Genomic DNA, 17,130 nt, shown 5'->3' with positions numbered 1-17,130 from the left:
CTGTTCAGCAGACATGCAGGAGTAACCCATGCCCATTGATCTGGCGACCGCGCTCGGCGCGACTCTGCCCGCGCGCGAGTTCAGCTGGACACCCACCGACGTGCAGCTCTACCACCTGGGTCTGGGCGCGGGCGCCCGCCCGACCGACCCGGCCGAACTGGCCTACCTCGACGATCGCGCACCCCAGGTGCTGCCGACGTTCGCGACGGTGGCGCCGACCCTCGGCGAAACCGAGCCGCCGCGAGTGAGCTTCCCCGGTATCGAGATCGACCTGGCCAAGGTCGTGCACGGTCACCAGGAAGTAGTGGCGCACAAGCCGATTCCGGCTGCGGGTAAGGCGCTTTGGGCTGGTCGGATCGTCGAGATCTGGGATAAAGGCGCCAACGCGGTGATCGTGCAGGAGCACACCATCACCGGATCCGACGGTGAACCGCTGTGGACCGCGCGGTCCTCCATTTTCGCCAGGGGTGAAGGTGGCTTCGGCGGCGAGCGTGGCCCGAGTGCCCGTACCGAACTGCCCGATCGCGCCCCCGACGCGGAGCTGCTCACCCCCACGTTGCCGCAGCAGGCCCTGCTGTACCGCCTCTCCGGCGATCGCAACCCGCTGCACTCGGACCCCGAATTCGCCCGTGGCGCAGGTTTTCCCGCCCCGATCCTGCACGGGCTGTGCACCTACGGCACGGTATGCAAGGCCATCACCGATGCCCTGCTCGACACTGACGCGGGCCGGGTCGGCGGGTTCCGGGCCAAGTTCGCCGGCGTGCTCTACCCGGGCGAGACCTTGCGCACCAAGGTGTGGCGCGAGGGCGACCAGTTGATCGCGGTCGTCACCGTGGTCGAACGAGACGATGCCCCCGTCCTCAGCGATGTGGCCCTGCGTATCGCCTGATCCGAACCACTGATCACCAGGTCGCCGGAGCGTGAGAACGCCGGTGGCCTGGTGATCATTCTTCGAGCGCGGTGATCGCTTGGGCGATGCGGCCGTCGGCGCACGCCGATTCGATGGCCGCGAACCCGGCCGACCGCATCCGCCCCGCGGCGATGAGGGCTTCGGCCTTGGCGACGTTGACCTGCGACCAGGGGCTCCGTGCTCGACGCGGCGAGTATCGCTGCAGGTAGTGGTGAGTGTCGAGGCTGCGGCGATGGCTGTCGATCCAGCCGTAGCAGAGTGCGCCGTCCAGGGTTTCGCTGATCGTCACCGATTTCTCGGGGGCCTTCTTCTTTGCGATCAGCACCCACACCTCGCGGGCGTCGGCGTGGTTCGCCGCCAGCCACGTGTCCCAGGCTTCGGCGTCGGGGCAGGTGATGAATTCGATGTCCATGCCACCTATCCTCCGACTCAAAGTGCTCACCGAATGAGCACTTTGAATTCACGCCGGTTCGAGTGTCGCCAGTAGGGCGTCGGCGGCTCGGGTGGCCTGCTCGGTCCGTCGGGAATCGACGACTCCTTGCAGGTGAAACGCCCAGTGCGCCTCGAACAGGCACGCGAGCCCGTAGGCGCTGGTCGCGACGCGATCCGCCGGGGCGGCCGGGTACGCGGCGGCGAGCTGTCGCTCCAGTTCGGGTAGCCACCGCTCGGTCCACAACTCCCGGAGGCTGTGCCGGACCACCTCATCGCGCGCCGCGAGATTCACCAGTTCGCTCCACACCACCAGGTCGTCGCGGTTTCCGTAAGCGCCCGGTGCGAACATCCGTGCCACTCGATCCTCGATCGTCCCCTCGGCGCCCAGTCGCAGTTGCGCGTCACCGTACGCGGCGACGGCTTCGGTGACGAAGGCCCGCATCAGCCCGTCTCTACTGCCGAAATAGTGCAGCACCAGCGTGCGCTGCACCCCGGCCGCCGCGGCCACCCGCGACAGCGTCGTATCGGCGAAACCGTCGCTCGCCACGACGGAATGAGCGGCCCGCAGGATCTGACCGATGCGCTCCTTGGCCTTGCTCGGCCGCCCGACTTTATTTACTGTCATGTTAGTAAATATATTCGACGGGGAGGCAGTCATGCGAGTTCTGGCACTGGGTGGGGCAGGGGAGATGGGCAGGGTCGCCGCCCACATCATGCACGGCGACGACAGAGTGACAGCACTGACGATCGCCGACCGGGACGAGGCCGCGGCGCGCGCGCTCGCCACCGAACTCGGCGCCACCGCTTGTCGACTGGACGCCACCGACGGCCCGGCGCTGACCGCGGCGATGCGGGATTTCGACCTGGTGGTGAATACCGTCGGCCCATATTTCCGCTTCGGCCCACCGATCCTGGCGGCGGCGATCGCCGCGCGCTGCGACTACATCGACATCTGCGACGATCCCCAGCCGACCATCGACATGCTGGAACTGGACGCGGCGGCGCGCGCGGCGGGGGTGACAGCGCTGGTCGGCATGGGCGCCAGCCCCGGTATCGCCAATCTGCTCACCGTGCTGGCGGGCCGGGAACTCGACCGGGTCGACTCCGTGGTCACCGGCTGGAACATTCACTCCGCGCACACCGAACCGGCCGGTCCGGGGGCGACCGCGGCCGTGGTGCACGGCATGCGGCAGATCGCCGGTGACATTCCGGTCATCCGCGACGGCGTGCGCGCCCAGCGCCCGGCGCTGGAACGGATGCGCATCGACTACCCGGGCCTGCGCACCGGCGAAGGCCGCAGCTTCGGTCACCCGGAAGCGATCACCGTGGCGCGAGCCTTCCCCGAACTCCGCGACGCGACCACCGTGGTCGTCGGCGACCGCTCGACCTCGGCGGCGCTGCTGGCACTGCGCTGGGTAATGGGCACTCGCCTGTTGACGCTGGATCAGGCGGCCGGGGTGGCAGCCCGCGTCGAACGACTCCTGCCCGCCGATCCGGCGAAACTGATCACCGCCGGTGGCCTGCCACCGCTGTTCGCCGTCGCGACGGGCCTGCGGGCTGGAGTCGCCGCGACCGCCGCCACGGCGCTGTGTCAGGTCCCCGGTCTCACGATGGCCGACAACACCGGCGTGCCGTTGGCGGTCGCGGCACTGCTGCGGTCGAAGAGCCCCGGCGTCCACACGCCGGAGACCCTGCTCGATCCGCACGAATTCTTCACCGCGTTCGCCCCGCACTGTCTCGGTGCACCGCGCCCGGCCGCGATGACGGTCACCACGCGCAGCTGGGACACCGAGGAGGACAACGCCGCGGCACTGTCGTCCGCGCTGCTGACCGCACTGCTCACCGCGAGATGAGCTGCCGGCAACAGTGCACGCCACGGTGCCGACCGAGGCCGTGACCGCCTGCTCAGGCCGGTCGATTCACAGCCAGGTGTCGAGACTGGTGGTGGTGAGGAAGTGGTCCAGGTCCGCGCGCCAGGGGGCGGGGGTGGTCTTGTCCGGCTCGATGCCGGTGTACTGGCCGCGGTAGAACAGCAGCGGACGACCACCGGTGGTGGCCGACTCCGCGAGCGCGTGGACCCGGCCGATGACGATGTAGTGGTCACCGCCGTCGACGACGGAGTCGACGGTGCATTCGATGGTGGCCAAGGAATCGTCGAGCACGGGGACGCCCAATGCGGATGTCCGCCAGCCGACTCCGGCGAACTTGTCGGTCTCGCGTGAGCCGAAGCGCGCGCACGTCGGCTGCTGTTCCTCGGAGAGCACGTTCACGCAGAACTTGCCCGCCGCCTCGATCGCCGCCCACGACCGCGACCCCTTGGTGGGGCAGAACAGCACAAGGGGCGGGTCGAGGGAGAGCGCGGCGAAGGACTGGCAGGCGAACCCGATGGGCTCACCGTCCGGATCGAGCGCGGTGATCACGGTGATGCCGGTGCAGAACTGCCCCAGCACGGTGCGGAACTGCCGGCCGTCGATCGCCGGTATCTGTTCAGTCATGTCCTTCGCCGCCCGTTCCTATTGCTGTTTGAATCCGACAGTGAAGTCGTGACCCCACAGGCTCACCGCGGTCGATTCGCGGGCGATCCAGTCGTGGTCGTCGACTTCCAGTCCTTCACAGCCGAATTCGATGTCGAATCCGCCGGGAGTCTTCATGTAGAAGGACAGCATCTTGTCGTTGATGTGGCGGCCGAGAGTGGCCGACATCTTCACCTTCTTGCGATAGGCGCGGTCCAGGCAGAGACCGACGTCGTCGGAGTTCTCCACCTCGACCATCAGGTGCACGATGCCGGTGGGGTTCGGCAGCGGCAGGAACGCCAGCGCGTGGTGGCGCGGGTTGCAGCCGTAGAAGCGCAGCCAGGCCGGGTCGCCGTCGGCGGGACGGCCGACCATCTGCGGCGGCAGCCGCATGGAGTCGCGCAGCCGGAAGCCCAGGATGTCCTGGTAGAACGCCTGTGCCGCGGCATCGTCGGTGCAGGTGAGAACCACGTGGCCCAATCCCTGCTCGGCGGTGACGAACTTGTGGCCGTAGGGGCTCACGAAGCGGCGGCCCAGGTACTGCGCGCCGTAGAACGCCTCGAGGGTGTTCCCGGACGGATCCTGGAACCGGATCATGCCCTCGACGCGTCGCTCACCCAGCTCTTCCTTGGTGCCCTCGGTGAAGGCGACCCCGGCCTTGCTCAGGGTTTCCCGCAGCTGTTGCAGGCCGGGCCCGTCGGTGACCTCCCAGCCCGAGACCAGCAGCCGGTCCTGCTCGCCGGGAACGATCACCAGTCGGGCGGCGAAATCGTCCATGCGCAGGTAGAGCGCGTCAGGGTTCAGCCCGGTGCCCTCCATCATGCCGAGAACCTTGAGGCCGTACTCGCGCCAGGCCGCCATGTCGGTGGCCTCGATGCGCATGTAGCCCAGGGCGCGAATGCTCATTACTTCTCCCCGAGGAAATCGACGGTGAGCCGGTTGAACTCGTCGAACTTCTCCAGCTGTGCCCAGTGCCCGCAGCCACCGAACACGTGCAGCTGGACGCGCGGGATCACCTTGGTGGCCACGAGCGCGCCGTCGAGGGGGTTCACCCGATCTTCGCGACCCCAGATCAACAGCACCGGCTGACGCAGCTTGTACGCGTCACGCCACAGCATGCCCTTCTCGAAGTCCGCGCCGGCGAAGGACTTGCCCATCGCCTTCATCGCGGCCAGCGACTCGGGGGTACTCGCGAAGGCGAACCGCTCGTCGATGAGTTCCTCGGTCACCAGGGACTGGTCGAAGACCATGATCCGCAGGAACTTCTCCAGGTTGTCCCTGGTCGGTTCGTAGGTGAACTTCGAGAGCAGCTTCACGCCCTCGGTGGGGTCGGGCGCGAACAGGTTGGTGCTCAGCCCGCCCGGACCCATCAGCACGAGTTTGCCCGCGCGCGTGGGGTGGTCGAGTGCGAACCGCACCGAGGCGCCGCCGCCGAGAGAATTGCCGAGCAGGTGCACCCGGTCGGTGATCTCGAGGTGATCGAGCAGCGCGAGCAGTGCGTTCGAGCTGTGCACGAAGTACTGCGGGTGGTCGATCGGCTTGTCGGACTTGCCGTAACCCGGCTGATCGGGCGCGATCACGTGATAGTGCTCGGCGAGCACCGGGATGTTGCGGGCGAAGTTCGACCACGCCGAGGCACCGGGTCCACCGCCGTGCAGCAGCACGATCGTCGGCCCGTTGCCCACTCCGGCTTCGTGGTAGTGCAGCTTCAGATCGGGGGTGACCTGCGCGAAGCGTGAGGTCGATGCGTAGGTCAGTTCAGCGGTTCGGGTCATCGGCTACACCATGGCGTCGGTGACGGGCAGGCCGAACTCGTGCGTGCCGTACATCACGTAGGCGCGCTCGGGATCGTTGGCCGCGTGGACCCGCCCGGCATGCGCGTCACGCCAGAAGCGTTGCAGTGGCGTGCCGTTGGCCAGGGCGGTGGCGCCCGAGGACTCGAAGAGCTTGTCGATCGAGGCGATCACGCGACCGGTCGAACGCACCTGGTCGCGACGGGCGCGCACGCGCAGATCGAACGGCACCTCCTCGCCCGCCAGCAGCAGTGCGTACTCCTCGGCGACATTGCCCGAGAGCTGACGCCACGCGGCGTCGATATCGCTGGCCGCCTCGGCCACGCGCACCTTGGCGAACGGATCGTCCTTGGCGTTCTCGCCGGCGTAGGCGGCGCGCACGCGCTTGCCCTGGTGCTCGACGTGCGCCTCGTAGGCGCCGTAGCCCATGCCGACGATCGGCGCGGAGATGGTGGTGGGGTGGATGGTGCCCCACGGCATCTTGTAGACGGGGTCGGTGTTCTGCTCGAGGCCGGGCGCGCGGCCTTCGCTCATCGCGCGGAAGCTCAGGAACCGGTGCGACGGGACGAAGATGTCCTCGACGACGACGGTGTTGGAGCCGGTGCCGCGCAGGCCGACGACGTTCCAGACGTCATCGATGCGGTAGTCCGAGCGCGGGATCAGGAAGCTGCCGAAGTCGACCGGCTTGCCGTTCTTGATCACCGGACCGCCCAGCACCGCCCAGGTGGCGTGATCGGAACCCGAGGACCAAGCCCACGAGCCGCGCACGATGTAACCACCGTCGACGGCCTGTCCCGCTCCCATCGGCGCGTACGAGGACGAGATGCGCACATCGGTGTCCTCGCCCCACACGTCCTGCTGGGCCTGCTGATCGAACAGCGCGAGGTGCCAGTTGTGCACCCCGATGATGCCCGACACCCAGCCGGTGGAACCACATGCGCTGGCGATCTTGCGCACGGTGTCGTAGAAGACCACCGGGTCGGCCGCGTGGCCGCCCCACTGCTTGGGCTGGAGCAGCCGGAAGAAACCGGTCTCCTGCAGCGCCTTCATGGATTCTTCGGGAATGCGGCGCAGGTCTTCGGCCTCCTGCGCACGCTCACGCAGCGTCGGCAGCAGTGCCTCGACCCGTTCGGTCACTTCTTGCGTCATTTCGGAGCCCGCTCCTGCCCTTGTCGGATCGACAACCGGTTCTTTTCGTCTCTGAGATTAGAACAGGTTCTCGTTTCTGTCGAGAAGATCGCCCTACCTCGGATATAACAGGAGTCAACAAGGAAGTTCGCTGGACAACTGGCGTGAAGTGGCTCAGTTTTGTAACGTGTTCTAGTGAACGAGGAGGGTTCGGGATGGCGATCAACCCCAAGGTGAGGGAACTCGATGTCGGTGCACCGCCGACGAGGTTCGCGCGTGGCTGGCACTGTGTCGGCCTCGCGTCGACGTTCCGCGACGGTAAACCGCACGCGGTCGAGGTCTTCGGTACCAAGCTCGTCGTGTGGACCGATACCGACGACCAGATCCGCGTGCTCGACGCCTACTGCAGGCATATGGGCGGCGACCTGAGCATGGGAACGGTGAAGGGCGATGACATCGCCTGCCCGTTCCACGACTGGCGCTGGGGTGCCAGCGGAAAGTGCACCGCGATTCCGTACGCGCGCCGCGTTCCGCCGCTGGCCCGCACCCGGAAGTGGACCACGCTCGAGCGCAACGGTCAGCTGTACGTCTGGCACGATCACGAGGGCAACGAACCGCCCGCCGAGGTCACGATCCCGTATATCGAGGGCCCCTACACCGACGAACAGGGCAATCCGACCGAGGCCCACAACAGCGGCTGGACCGACTGGACCTGGGACTCGTTGCTGATCCAGGGCGCCAACTGCCGCGAGATCATCGACAACGTCGTGGACATGGCGCACTTCTTCTACATCCACTACGCCTTCCCGACGTTCTTCAAGAACGTCTTCGAAGGGCATGTGGCGACGCAGTTCCTGGAGACCAAGGGCCGCCCCGACGTCGGTATGGCCGCCAAGCACGGCGGTGACACGCTGCTGAAGTCGGAGGCGTCCTACTTCGGGCCGTCCTACATGATCAATCCGCTGGTGAACATCTACAGCGGGTACGAGATCAAGGTTCAGCTGATCAACTGCCACTACCCGGTCGACCAGGATTCGTTCGTGCTGCAGTGGGGTCTGTCGGTCGAGAAGCCCAAGGGCCTGCCCGACGAGGCCGCGAAGAAACTGGCCGACACGATGGCCAAGTTCTTCGGCGACGGCTTCCTGCAGGACGTGGAGATCTGGAAGCACAAGTCCAAGGTCGAGAACCCGCTGCTCTGCGAGGAAGACGGGCCGGTCTACCAGCTGCGTCGCTGGTACGAGCAGTTCTACGTCGACGTCGCCGAGGTGACCGAGAAGATGACCCAGCGCTTCGAGTTCGAGGTCGATACGACCAAGGCGAATCAGGCGTGGGAGGCCGAGGTGGCGGAGAACCTGCGCCGCAAGGCCGAATCCGAGGAAGCAGGCGTCTGATATGAGCCAGAGCGAGCCGCAAAGGTCCGGCGATCCGTCGCAGCTCGCTTCGGCGGAGCCGGGGTCGGGCGAATCCTCGCAGCGTGCGGGGACTCGCCCGACCTGGGCCAAAGCGCCCGATTTCGCTGATCAACCCGCGCGGCAAGCCGCGGTGCGGGCGCAAACTGTGGTCGACAAACAGCATTACCTCGACACGGGTCTCACACCACTGCGGTGCCAGGCGTGCTCGGCACAGGTGCTGGTGCGCAAGGCGAGTCAGCACCAGACCTCGGTGCAGTGGACCGAGCGACCCGACGCGCACTGCCCGATCTTCGCGCAGCTGACCGCGCACGGTGCGCGGCCGGGTCGGCCCGAATCGTGTCCGTCACTGGAGAAGTCGATCAAGTGGGCGGTTGACGAAGGCGTGCTCGACGTCGGCGAATAGTCAGCCGAACGGGGTGTGCGGGCGATCCTGTCGCACCCCGTCGAGGTAGATGTCGACCTTCTCGTTGTAGAAGCACGCCAGCCCCGCCACCTTCTGGCTCTCCGGCAGCGGCGTGCGGTAGATCCAGACGAGGTCGGCGTGCTCGGTGTCGCCGACGCGCACGTTCCAATAGTCGGCGGTGCCCTTGTACGGGCAGCTGGTGTGGGTGTCCGATGCGGTCAGCAGATCCATCCGGACATCGGTCAGCGGCAGGTAATACCTTGCGGGCAAACCGGTTTCGAACAGGATTCGGGGCGAATGCGAGTCCGCGACGGTCACTCCGTCGATCTCCACCCGCACGTGCCGGGAACTGCCGAGAATGTCCACGCGCGAATACGGGTCGCGCGGATGGACGAAGACCTGCTCGTCTTCCTCGAACCAGTCGAACGCGGCGATGTCGAGCCGCACAGCGTCTTTCAGCTCCGACAGCGGTGAGTCGAGATAGCGCAGCGCCGCACCGTCGGCGCGCAGACCCTCGACCGTCACGTCGTAACCCGTCGCGTCGCCGCGGCTGGGGGAGTGCTCGGTGACCCCGTTCGGATCGAGGTCGGCGCGCACGTCGGTGAGTGGCACGTAGTAGGTCGGGTAGTACGGGATCTCCCAGACCAGCAACGGCCGGAGCGTGTCGGCCACCAGCTTCCCGCGCAGATAAACCCGTACTCGCTTCTGTCCGGTCTCAACCTTGACACGTCCACGTCGGTCCTCGGTCATGCACCAACGCTACCCGAATTCCGAACCCCGAACCCCGACCCTTAGGGAGGGGCCGGACGCGCAGCGGCCGGGTTCGCGAACTCGAGCGCGCCAGCGCTCCAAAAATAGAGCTCTCAATCGCCGACGGTGATGGCCTGTGCTTCCTCGATCGAGTGGGGGGCCGGGTCGTGGTCGTCGATGTGGGCCAGGGCGCCGCGGCCGATGTAGAGGACCGCGACCGCGGCGGCCGTGCAGACCGCGCCGAGCCAGAACGGCAGCGACATGTTGTGCTCGCCGAGTTTGCCCGCCACCCACGGGGCGGCCGCACCGCCACCGAATCGGACGAAGCTGTACGCCGCCGACGCGGTCGAGCGCTCGACCGGCGCCGAGATCATCACGGCCTCGGTGATCAGCGTGTTGTTCACGCCGAGGAACGCACCGGCGATCACCACACCGACGATCAGCACGACCTTGTGTTCGGTGAACATCCCCATCACCGCCAGGTCGACTGCGAACAGGCCCAGCGACAGGGCCATCATCGGCAGCGAACCGAAGCGCGCCTGCAGTTTCGGGGCGAGGAACACCGAGGACAGGGCGAGCAGGATGCCCCAGCCGCAGAAGATGAAGCCGATCGCGTAGGTGCCCATGTCCAGTGGGAACGGGGTGAACGCGAGCAGGGTGAAGAAGCCGAAGTTGTAGAGCAGCGCGGTGATGCTCACGGTGAGCAATCCTCTGTGCCGCAAGGCTTTGAACGGCGCGGTGATCGAGGTGGGGTGCGCGGCCTTCGGCGTTTCGGGCAGCAGCACGACGATCGCGATGAAGGCGACGGCCATCAGCACCGAGACTCCGAAGAACGGTCCGCGCCAGCTGATTCCACCGAGCACGCCACCCAGCAGCGGGCCGGTCGCGATGCCGATGCCGAGCGCGGCCTCGTAGAGAATGATCGCCTTGGCGACGCCGCCGGTGGCCGCGCCGACGATGGTGGCCAGTGCCGTCGCGATGAACAGGGCGTTGCCCAGACCCCAGCCCGCGCGGAAGCCGATGATCTCGCCGATGCTGCCGGACATGCCCGCCAGCGCGGCGAACACGATGATGATCGCCAGCCCGGACAGCAGCGTCTTCTTCGCGCCGAAGCGGCTCGAGATCACGCCGGTGACCAGCATGGCGACGCCGGTGACGGCCATGTAGCTGGTGAACAGCAACGACACCTGGGACGGCGTCGCGTTCAGCTGTTCGCCGATGGGCTTGAGAATGGGATCGACCAGGCCGATGCCCATGAACGCGATGACGCTCGCGAAGGCGACGGCCCACACGGCTTTGGGCTGGGAGTTGGTGGTTGCGGCGTTGTCGTCGCGAGTCAGCTGGGGGGTGCTCACTGGCGCTCCTGGTTGCATCACTGATGACCGCGGGCAACCGAGCGAAGGGCTGTCAGCAGGTCGTTCATGTCGGTATCGAGGCGGATCAGCCGATCGAGATCGAAATCGGCCAGTCCGGGTGCCATGGCGGCGGCGAACGCGCGTCTGGCCTCGGTGAGGCGGGACCGGCCGGCCGGGGTGAGCTCGATGAGCACTGCCCGGGAGTCGTGCGGGTCTTTGGTGCGGGATGCGAAGCCGTCGGTGACGAGTCGACCGATCAGCGCCGTTGCCGCCGGTTGGGAACATCTGTCGATCCGGGCGAAATCGCTGACCCGCAGCCCGCCGTGCTCGTCGAGCACGGAAAGGGCCCGCAGGACCGCGCGGGGCAGGTCGTCGTTGCTGATCGCCCCGGCCAGTCGGGTGAGCCGACCAGCGGTGACCAACAGGTCGACCACGATGTCGTCTGCCGATGGCTGCGCTGTCTGCTTCACAGGAGATAATATTACATAAGCTAATTATCTAAAACCAGACCGGTCCGCGCCCAAGCTCGGTGAAATGGCGCACAGCATGCCGAAAGCCCTGGTCGCGGAGCTGCGACCAGGGCTTTCGATGAATACAGCTAGGCCGCGACCGGGCGACGCCCGGTGCCGAACAGCTCGGCGGTGGCGTGCGCCCGCTTGAAATAGAGGTGGGCGTCGTGTTCCCAGGTGATAGCGATGCCGCCGTGCAACTGGATGGTCTCGGCCGCCACCGTGGAGAAGGTCTCGGTGCAGTGCTTGCGCGCGACCCACACGTCCTCCGCGGCAGACGGACTGTCCTCGGCCACCGCGAGTGCGGCGGCCAGCGCCGCCGATTCGGCCGACTCGACCAGCACGTACATATCGGCCATCCGGTGCTTGAGCGCCTGGAAGCTGCCGATCGGACGACCGAACTGCACGCGCGAGGCCGTGTACTCCACCGTCATCTCGAGGCAGCGCCTGGCCGCGCCGACCTGCTCGGCGGCCAGTGCCGCCCAGGCGATCTCGCGCAGCCGGCGGCGCAGCGCGGCGGGGTCGCCGGTGCCGATCCGGGTGGCGGAGGCATCGGTGAAGGTGATGGTGGCGAGCTTGCGCGTGGGATCGAGCGCGGGGGTCGCGGTGACAGCCACGCCGGGGGCGTCCGCTGTCGTCTCGAACAGTCCGTCATCGGTCAGCACCAACAGCAGGTCGGCCTGAGCTCCGTGCAGCACGTAATGGGCCGCGCCACTGAGCTTCCCGCCGGTCGCGCTGACCCCGGCCGCATCCCACCCGGCGGCGTCCGCCCAGCACAGGGCCGCCGAGCGTGACCCATCCGCCAGATCGGGCAACAGCCGGGCGCACGACTGCTCGTCACCGGCCAGCAGAATCGCCTGCACCCCGAGCACCGCTGACCCGAGCATCGGCACACCGCTCAGCGTTCGCCCCAATTCGCCGACGACCATGAGCGATTCGACGAGCCCGGCGCCCGCGCCACCCCACTGCTCCGGCACCGCGAGCGCGGCGACCCCGACCTGCTCGCACAGCATCCGCCACAACTTCGGGTCGTACCCGAGGTCGGTGTCCATCGCGGTACGCAGCGCGGCCGACGTGGCGTGCTTGCCGAGCAGGGCCCGCACGGAGGTCCGGAATTCGAGTAGTTCATTCGATGACATGGGGTTCCTCGTAAGGCTCGGTGATGGCGGCGGCGGTGGGAGAGCGTCGGCTGCGGTTCGGCGGGACTCGGCTGCCATCGCGACACAGACCCGCGCGGCATTCGGCCGGTGTCGTCGGTGGCATCGCGGGTCTCAGCTCGTTGCGGCCGCAGGTTCGGCGGCGCGTAGCGCGTCGGCGATTCTGCCGCGATGGAAGTCGGCTGTGCCCCACGCAGTTCGCAGGGCTGCGACCTTGGTCAGCCACAGCGACAGGTCGAATTCCGCGGTGTAGCCGATGGCCCCGTGCACCTGAAGCCCGGCACGCGCGGCGCGATGGGCGGCGTCGCCGCAGGTCACCAGGGCTGCCGAGACATCGCGAGCGCGGTCGTCCGAATCCAGTGTGAGGGCCGCGCGGTACACCAGCGGCTCGGCCAGATCCAAGGCGATCAGCACGTCGGCGAGTTGCTGTTTCACCGCCTGGAATTCACCGATCGCACGACCGAACTGCTTGCGCTGCTTCGCGTAAGAGGTGGTCTGCTCGAGAATCGAGCGGCCCGCACCGAGGAGCTGTGCGGCACAGGCGAGAACACCGATGTCGAAGGCGTAGTCGATGGCGGCTTCGGCCTCGGGGCCCTCGGCGATCACTTCCTCGGCCCGCACGCGAAACAGCTTGCGGGCGGGGTCGATCGAGGTCGCCGAATCCGTCGGCGCGACGCCGAGTGCCAGTCGGCCGTCGGCGGCGACGAGGACAGGCTCGGCGATATCGGCGTCGAGGGCGATGCCGCGCTGCGCCTCGAAGGTGATGGTGCCGAGCGCCTCGCCGCTCGCGAGCGCGGGCAACCATCGCTGAGCGGGTGCGTCGTCCGGAAGACGTTGCAGCAGAGTGGGAATCACGGCGGCGGACTCGATCACGGGCCCGGGCGCGGCGCCGCGGCCCAGTTCGATCAGCGCGACCACGAGATCGACGGTGGTGGCGTCCGCCCCGTCGTACTTCTCGTCGACGATCAGACCGAAGACGCCCATGTCGGCGATCTGCCGCAGCAGGGCGCGCCCCTTGGTGGTGTCACCGTCCGCCCAGGCCCGCACCGCCGCGGGCACCTGTCCGGCATCGAGAATCTTGCGCAGTTCGGCGGCGAAGTCGAGCTGTTCGGTACTGAGCGCGAATCTCATCGCAGACCTCCTGTGTTCGCAAGGGCGATTCGGCCCGAGAAATTGACGTTCATCGCTTGCTCTCGCGGGGCAGTCCGAGGATGCGTTCGGCGATGATGTTGCGCTGGATCTCGTTGGTGCCCGCGTAGATCGGACCCGAGAGCGAGAACAGATAGCCGTCGGTCCAGGTGCTGCGCTGTTCGGCGGCCGAGCCGAGCAGGTCCAGCGCCGTCTCGTGCATCGCGATGTCGAGCTCGGACCAGTACACCTTGGTGATCGACGACTCCGCGCCGAGCTGGCCGCCGTCGGTGAGGCGGGTGACGGTGCCGAAGGTGTGCAGGCGGTAGGACTCGGCGCCGAGCCAGGCGTCGACCACCGAGTTCCTGGCCGCGGTGTCGCTCGGGTCGGCGGTCTCGCGCCACAGGTCGATGAGGCGCTGCGCGGTGGCGCTGAACCGGCCGGGGCTGCGCAGCGAGAGGCCACGTTCGTTCGACGAGGTCGCCATCGCGACCCGCCAGCCCTCGTTCACGCCGCCGATCACATCGTGGTCGGGCACGAAGACGTCGTCGAGGAAGATCTCGGCGAAGCCGGGTTCGCCGTCGAGCTGGGGGATCGGCCGCACGCTCACGCCCTCGGCGGTGAGCGGGAACATCACGTAGGTGAGTCCGTGGTGGCGCTGTGCCTCGGGATCGCTGCGGAACAGGCCGAACGCCCAATCGGCGAACGACGCACGCGAACTCCACGTCTTCTGGCCGTTGAGCAGCCAGCCGCCCTCGGTGCGCCGTGCGGTGGAGCGCAGGCTCGCGAGGTCGCTGCCCGACTCGGGTTCCGACCAGGCCTGCGCCCAGATGTCGTCACCGCGCGCCATGCGCGGCAGGATCCGCGCGAGCTGTTCGGGGGTGCCGTGCTCGAACAGCGTCGGCGCGAGCAGGAAGATGCCGTTCTGCGCGACCCGACCCGGTGCGCCCGCGGCGTAATACTCCTGCTCGAACAGCACCCACTCGAGGATCGACGCGTCACGCCCGCCGAACTCGCGCGGCCACGAGACCGCGGACAGCCGGGCCTGCGCCAGCTTCGCTTCCCATTCCCGATGCGCGGCGAAGCCTTCCGCGGTATCCATCGACGGCAACGGCTCCGCCGGTACGTTGGCGGCGAGGAACTCGCGCACCTCCAGCTGGAATTCCCGGGCAGCCGGGTCGATCTCGAGATCCACTTACTTCGTCCCGTTCTGTTCGGTAGAGGTGGCGGTGGCCTTCATCGAGCGGGCGTTCATCCCGCCGAGTGAATCGGCGCCGACCTCGGCGTTGTGCGCGTGTGCGAAATGGTGCAGCCCGAAGACCGAGTCCATGCCGGAGCGCATGCCCATCAGATCCTCGGCCTGGTTGACAGCCTTCTTGGTGAGCGCGAGCCCGAATTGCGGCATGGCGGAGATCTTCTCCGCGAGCCCCATCACCTCGGCCTCCAGCTGCTCGCGCGGCACGACCCGGTTGACCATGCCCCACTCTTTGGCCTGGGCCGCCCCGAACCGGTCGCCGGTGAACAGGAACTCCTTGGCCGCGCGCGGCCCCATCACCCACGGATGCGCGAAGTACTCCACACCCGGAATGCCCATCCGGACCACCGGATCGGAGAAGAACGCGTCATCGGAGCAGACGATCAGGTCGCACACCCAGGCCAGCATCAGCCCGCCCGCGATGCACGCGCCCTGCACCATCGCCACCATCGGCTTGGGGATCTCCCGCCAGCGCCTGCACATGCCGAGATACACCTCGGACTCGCGCGCGAAGCGCTGGTCACCACCGGGGCGATCGAGGTGGTCCCACCACAGCGCGGCCTTGTTCTCGTAGTGCACGTCGTGGTCGCGGCCCGGGGTACCGATGTCGTGGCCTGCGCTGAAGTGCTTTCCGTTGCCCGCCAGCACGATCACCTTGACCTCGGGATCCTCGACCGCGCGCACGAAGGCGGCATCGAGGGCATAGGTCATCTTCGAGTTCTGCGCATTGCGGAAATCGGGCCGGTTCATGGTGACGACGGCGACCGATCCGCGCACCGCGTAGGTGACGACCTCGGTCTCGGTTTCGGAACTCACGACTTCTCCTCACGTAGCTCACGCTTGAGCACTTTGCCCGCGGCGCTGTAGGGCAGCTGGTCGCGGAACTCGACAAGCCTGGGCACTTTGAAGTTCGCCAATTTGCCCGCGGCGAAGGCGATGACCTCGTCGGCGGTCAGCGTCGATCCGGCCTTGCGGACGACGACGGCCTTGCCGACCTCGCCCATCCGCTCGTCGGGCACGCCGATCACCGCCGACTCGGCGACGCCGTCGAGCCGGGCCAGGGTCTGTTCGATCTCGGCGGGGTACACGTTGAACCCGCCGGTGATGTACATGTCCTTGAGCCGGTCGGTGATCTTCAGATAGCCGCGCTCGTCGACGATGCCGATGTCGCCGGTGTGCAGCCAGCCGTCGGCGTCGATGGCCTCGGCGGTGGCCTCGGGGTCGTCGAGGTAGCCGAGCATCACGTTCGGTCCGCGCAGCAGCACCTCACCGGCGTCGGACAGGCGCAGTTCGAAGTCGGCGATCGGCCCGCCGCAGGTGTTGGCGATGGTGGCCGCGTCGTCGGACGGACGGCACATGGTGCCGAAACCGGCCGTCTCGGACAGGCCGTAGGCGGTGATCACCACCTCGAACGCGAGATCGTCGCGCATTCGCTCGATCAGCACCACCGGCACGGTCGCCGCGCCGGTCACCGCCACCCGCAGCGAGCTCAGGTCACGCTCGGTGCGCTGGGGATGCTCGAGGATGGTCTGGTAGATCGTCGGTGGCCCGGTGAGCACGGTGATCCGCGCGGACTCGATGAGCGCCAGCGCGGCGGGCACGTCGAAGGTGGCCTGCGGCACGATCGTGGCCCCGGTGACCAGGCACGCGAGAATGCCCGCCTTGTAACCGAAGTTGTGGAAGAACGGCGGGATCACCAGGTATCGGTCGCCCGCGCGCAGGGTCGAGCACTCGACCCAGCCGCGCACCACCCCCAGCGCCTGCCGGTGCGCGACGAGGGTGCCTTTGCTGCGGCCGGTGGTGCCGGAGGTGAACAGGATGTCGGAGATGTCGTCGGGGGAGACCTGGGCCGCCCGCTCCTCGCCGATTTCTTCGGACACCGTCGCGGCCTGTGCGAGCAACTCGTCCCACGTCACCGTCGCGCGTGCGGGCTCGGCAGTGGCCGGGGCCGCTTCGCTCTCGATCGGAATGACGACGACGGTCCCGATACCCAGTTCCGGTGCCGCCGCCGCGAGTTCCGCCGCCCGATCGCGGCCGAGGAACGGACCGGCGACGAACAAGGCCTTCGCGTCGACCCGGGCCAGCACGTCGACGGCCTCGGCCGCCACGTAGCGGGTGTTCAGCGGCACCAGCGCGGCCCCGGCGGAGTGCGCGGCCAGGGCGGCGATCACCCAGTGATAGGTGTTCGGCGCCCACATCGCGACCCGGTCGCCGGGGGAGATGCCGCGGGCGATCAGGGCGCGGGCGGCCACCCGGACCTGGTCGAGTAGTTCGGTCCAGTCCAGGCGGATCGCGCCGTCGATCAGGGCAGGCTCGTGCGGATGCGCCGCTGCGATGTGGCGCAGCGCCTGCGGAGTGGTTTGTGCAGGGGGTGTCACGGGGTCC

The 17,130-nt window shown here is 67.8% G+C and carries 18 protein-coding genes; 4 read left to right on the top strand and 14 right to left on the bottom strand.

Features of this window, described 5'->3' with window-relative positions; all coding sequences use genetic code 11:
* The first annotated feature begins 28 nt into the window (after window positions 1-28).
* The gene (locus ACWFRF_RS13525) at window positions 29-889 is read left to right on the top strand and encodes a MaoC/PaaZ C-terminal domain-containing protein (protein WP_452450153.1); all 861 of its coding nucleotides are present in this window, start codon (window positions 29-31) and stop codon (window positions 887-889) included.
* A 55-nt stretch (window positions 890-944) separates the two neighbouring features.
* On the opposite strand, the gene ACWFRF_RS13520 is transcribed toward ACWFRF_RS13525, so the two are convergent.
* A complete protein-coding gene (locus ACWFRF_RS13520; protein ID WP_452450151.1) occupies window positions 945-1,322 on the bottom strand; it encodes a YdeI/OmpD-associated family protein in 378 nt (125 codons plus the stop codon).
* Between the two features lie 48 nt (window positions 1,323-1,370).
* A complete protein-coding gene (locus ACWFRF_RS13515; protein WP_452450149.1) occupies window positions 1,371-1,967 on the bottom strand; it encodes a TetR/AcrR family transcriptional regulator in 597 nt (198 codons plus the stop codon).
* 31 nt (window positions 1,968-1,998) lie between these two features.
* Here ACWFRF_RS13515 and ACWFRF_RS13510 point away from each other — a divergent pair, with 31 nt between their 5' ends.
* Entirely contained in the window at window positions 1,999-3,195 is a 1,197-nt protein-coding gene (locus ACWFRF_RS13510) for a saccharopine dehydrogenase NADP-binding domain-containing protein (protein WP_452450148.1), read from the top strand.
* 66 nt (window positions 3,196-3,261) lie between these two features.
* Here ACWFRF_RS13510 and hsaB read toward each other — a convergent pair whose 3' ends face one another.
* Genes hsaB through hsaA form a run of 4 tightly spaced genes read right to left on the bottom strand, consistent with a single transcriptional unit; the run spans window position 3,262 to window position 6,797 of the window.
* Window positions 3,262-3,837 (bottom strand): 3-hydroxy-9,10-secoandrosta-1,3,5(10)-triene-9,17-dione monooxygenase reductase subunit, encoded by a 576-nt coding sequence (hsaB, locus tag ACWFRF_RS13505; RefSeq protein ID WP_378990686.1) that lies wholly within the window; start codon window positions 3,835-3,837, stop codon window positions 3,262-3,264.
* A gap of 18 nt (window positions 3,838-3,855) precedes the next feature.
* Window positions 3,856-4,761, bottom strand: coding sequence for an iron-dependent extradiol dioxygenase HsaC (hsaC, locus tag ACWFRF_RS13500; RefSeq protein WP_378990685.1), 906 nt, complete (start codon window positions 4,759-4,761; stop codon window positions 3,856-3,858).
* On the bottom strand, window positions 4,761-5,630 hold the full coding sequence (gene hsaD / locus ACWFRF_RS13495; RefSeq protein ID WP_452450147.1) for a 4,5:9,10-diseco-3-hydroxy-5,9,17-trioxoandrosta-1(10),2-diene-4-oate hydrolase: 870 nt from the start codon (window positions 5,628-5,630) through the stop codon (window positions 4,761-4,763). Before hsaD ends, hsaC begins: the two co-directional genes overlap by 1 nt.
* 3 nt (window positions 5,631-5,633) lie before the next feature.
* The gene (hsaA, locus tag ACWFRF_RS13490; RefSeq protein ID WP_378990683.1) at window positions 5,634-6,797 is read right to left on the bottom strand and encodes a 3-hydroxy-9,10-secoandrosta-1,3,5(10)-triene-9,17-dione monooxygenase oxygenase subunit; all 1,164 of its coding nucleotides are present in this window, start codon (window positions 6,795-6,797) and stop codon (window positions 5,634-5,636) included.
* Between the two features lie 194 nt (window positions 6,798-6,991).
* Between hsaA and ACWFRF_RS13485 the strand changes: the two genes are divergently transcribed.
* Window positions 6,992-8,167, top strand: a complete 1,176-nt coding sequence (locus tag ACWFRF_RS13485) for a Rieske 2Fe-2S domain-containing protein (protein ID WP_378990681.1) — start codon at window positions 6,992-6,994, stop codon at window positions 8,165-8,167.
* Window position 8,168: 1 nt separating this feature from the next.
* The gene (locus ACWFRF_RS13480; RefSeq protein WP_452450146.1) at window positions 8,169-8,591 is read left to right on the top strand and encodes a hypothetical protein; all 423 of its coding nucleotides are present in this window, start codon (window positions 8,169-8,171) and stop codon (window positions 8,589-8,591) included.
* Here ACWFRF_RS13480 and ACWFRF_RS13475 read toward each other — a convergent pair whose 3' ends face one another.
* From ACWFRF_RS13475 to ACWFRF_RS13440, 8 genes are all read right to left on the bottom strand, one after another.
* Window positions 8,592-9,341: a DUF427 domain-containing protein gene (locus ACWFRF_RS13475; RefSeq protein WP_452450144.1), complete on the bottom strand. Its 750-nt coding sequence runs from the start codon at window positions 9,339-9,341 to the stop codon at window positions 8,592-8,594.
* A 113-nt stretch (window positions 9,342-9,454) separates the two neighbouring features.
* Window positions 9,455-10,696, bottom strand: coding sequence for an MFS transporter (locus tag ACWFRF_RS13470; RefSeq protein ID WP_452450142.1), 1,242 nt, complete (start codon window positions 10,694-10,696; stop codon window positions 9,455-9,457).
* A gap of 17 nt (window positions 10,697-10,713) precedes the next feature.
* Window positions 10,714-11,166 carry a MarR family winged helix-turn-helix transcriptional regulator gene (locus ACWFRF_RS13465; protein WP_378990677.1) on the bottom strand — a complete coding sequence of 151 codons (453 nt, stop codon included), beginning with the start codon at window positions 11,164-11,166 and terminating at the stop codon, window positions 10,714-10,716.
* 128 nt (window positions 11,167-11,294) lie between these two features.
* Window positions 11,295-12,344 (bottom strand): acyl-CoA dehydrogenase family protein, encoded by a 1,050-nt coding sequence (locus ACWFRF_RS13460; RefSeq protein ID WP_452450140.1) that lies wholly within the window; start codon window positions 12,342-12,344, stop codon window positions 11,295-11,297.
* 132 nt (window positions 12,345-12,476) lie between these two features.
* Entirely contained in the window at window positions 12,477-13,493 is a 1,017-nt protein-coding gene (locus ACWFRF_RS13455) for an acyl-CoA dehydrogenase family protein (protein WP_452450139.1), read from the bottom strand.
* Window positions 13,494-13,542: 49 nt separating this feature from the next.
* Window positions 13,543-14,685 (bottom strand): acyl-CoA dehydrogenase family protein, encoded by a 1,143-nt coding sequence (locus tag ACWFRF_RS13450; RefSeq protein ID WP_449967983.1) that lies wholly within the window; start codon window positions 14,683-14,685, stop codon window positions 13,543-13,545.
* Window positions 14,686-15,561: an enoyl-CoA hydratase gene (locus ACWFRF_RS13445; protein WP_378990671.1), complete on the bottom strand. Its 876-nt coding sequence runs from the start codon at window positions 15,559-15,561 to the stop codon at window positions 14,686-14,688. It abuts the gene before it with no gap.
* Window positions 15,558-17,123: a FadD3 family acyl-CoA ligase gene (locus tag ACWFRF_RS13440; RefSeq protein WP_379312272.1), complete on the bottom strand. Its 1,566-nt coding sequence runs from the start codon at window positions 17,121-17,123 to the stop codon at window positions 15,558-15,560. The genes ACWFRF_RS13445 and ACWFRF_RS13440 overlap by 4 nt, the downstream gene beginning before the upstream one ends.
* Between the last annotated feature and the right edge of the window lie 7 nt (window positions 17,124-17,130).

The organism is Nocardia sp. NPDC055165 (genome assembly GCF_053606985.1).
This window is presented reverse-complemented; position numbering and strand designations above follow the sequence as displayed.

What these genes read in the sequence shown, in the direction of transcription:
- ACWFRF_RS13510 (WP_452450148.1), top strand. Translation starts at nt 1,999, where the DNA reads ATGCGAGTTCTGGCACTGGGTGGGGCAGGGGAGATGGGCAGGGTCGCC.
- ACWFRF_RS13485 (WP_378990681.1), top strand. Translation starts at nt 6,992, where the DNA reads ATGGCGATCAACCCCAAGGTGAGGGAACTCGATGTCGGTGCACCGCCG.
- ACWFRF_RS13525 (WP_452450153.1), top strand. Translation starts at nt 29, where the DNA reads ATGCCCATTGATCTGGCGACCGCGCTCGGCGCGACTCTGCCCGCGCGC.
- hsaB (WP_378990686.1), bottom strand. Translation starts at nt 3,837, where the DNA reads ATGACTGAACAGATACCGGCGATCGACGGCCGGCAGTTCCGCACCGTG.
- hsaD (WP_452450147.1), bottom strand. Translation starts at nt 5,630, where the DNA reads ATGACCCGAACCGCTGAACTGACCTACGCATCGACCTCACGCTTCGCG.
- hsaC (WP_378990685.1), bottom strand. Translation starts at nt 4,761, where the DNA reads ATGAGCATTCGCGCCCTGGGCTACATGCGCATCGAGGCCACCGACATG.
- ACWFRF_RS13515 (WP_452450149.1), bottom strand. Translation starts at nt 1,967, where the DNA reads ATGACAGTAAATAAAGTCGGGCGGCCGAGCAAGGCCAAGGAGCGCATC.
- ACWFRF_RS13455 (WP_452450139.1), bottom strand. Translation starts at nt 13,493, where the DNA reads ATGAGATTCGCGCTCAGTACCGAACAGCTCGACTTCGCCGCCGAACTG.
- ACWFRF_RS13460 (WP_452450140.1), bottom strand. Translation starts at nt 12,344, where the DNA reads ATGTCATCGAATGAACTACTCGAATTCCGGACCTCCGTGCGGGCCCTG.
- ACWFRF_RS13480 (WP_452450146.1), top strand. Translation starts at nt 8,169, where the DNA reads ATGAGCCAGAGCGAGCCGCAAAGGTCCGGCGATCCGTCGCAGCTCGCT.
- hsaA (WP_378990683.1), bottom strand. Translation starts at nt 6,797, where the DNA reads ATGACGCAAGAAGTGACCGAACGGGTCGAGGCACTGCTGCCGACGCTG.
- ACWFRF_RS13475 (WP_452450144.1), bottom strand. Translation starts at nt 9,341, where the DNA reads ATGACCGAGGACCGACGTGGACGTGTCAAGGTTGAGACCGGACAGAAG.
- ACWFRF_RS13520 (WP_452450151.1), bottom strand. Translation starts at nt 1,322, where the DNA reads ATGGACATCGAATTCATCACCTGCCCCGACGCCGAAGCCTGGGACACG.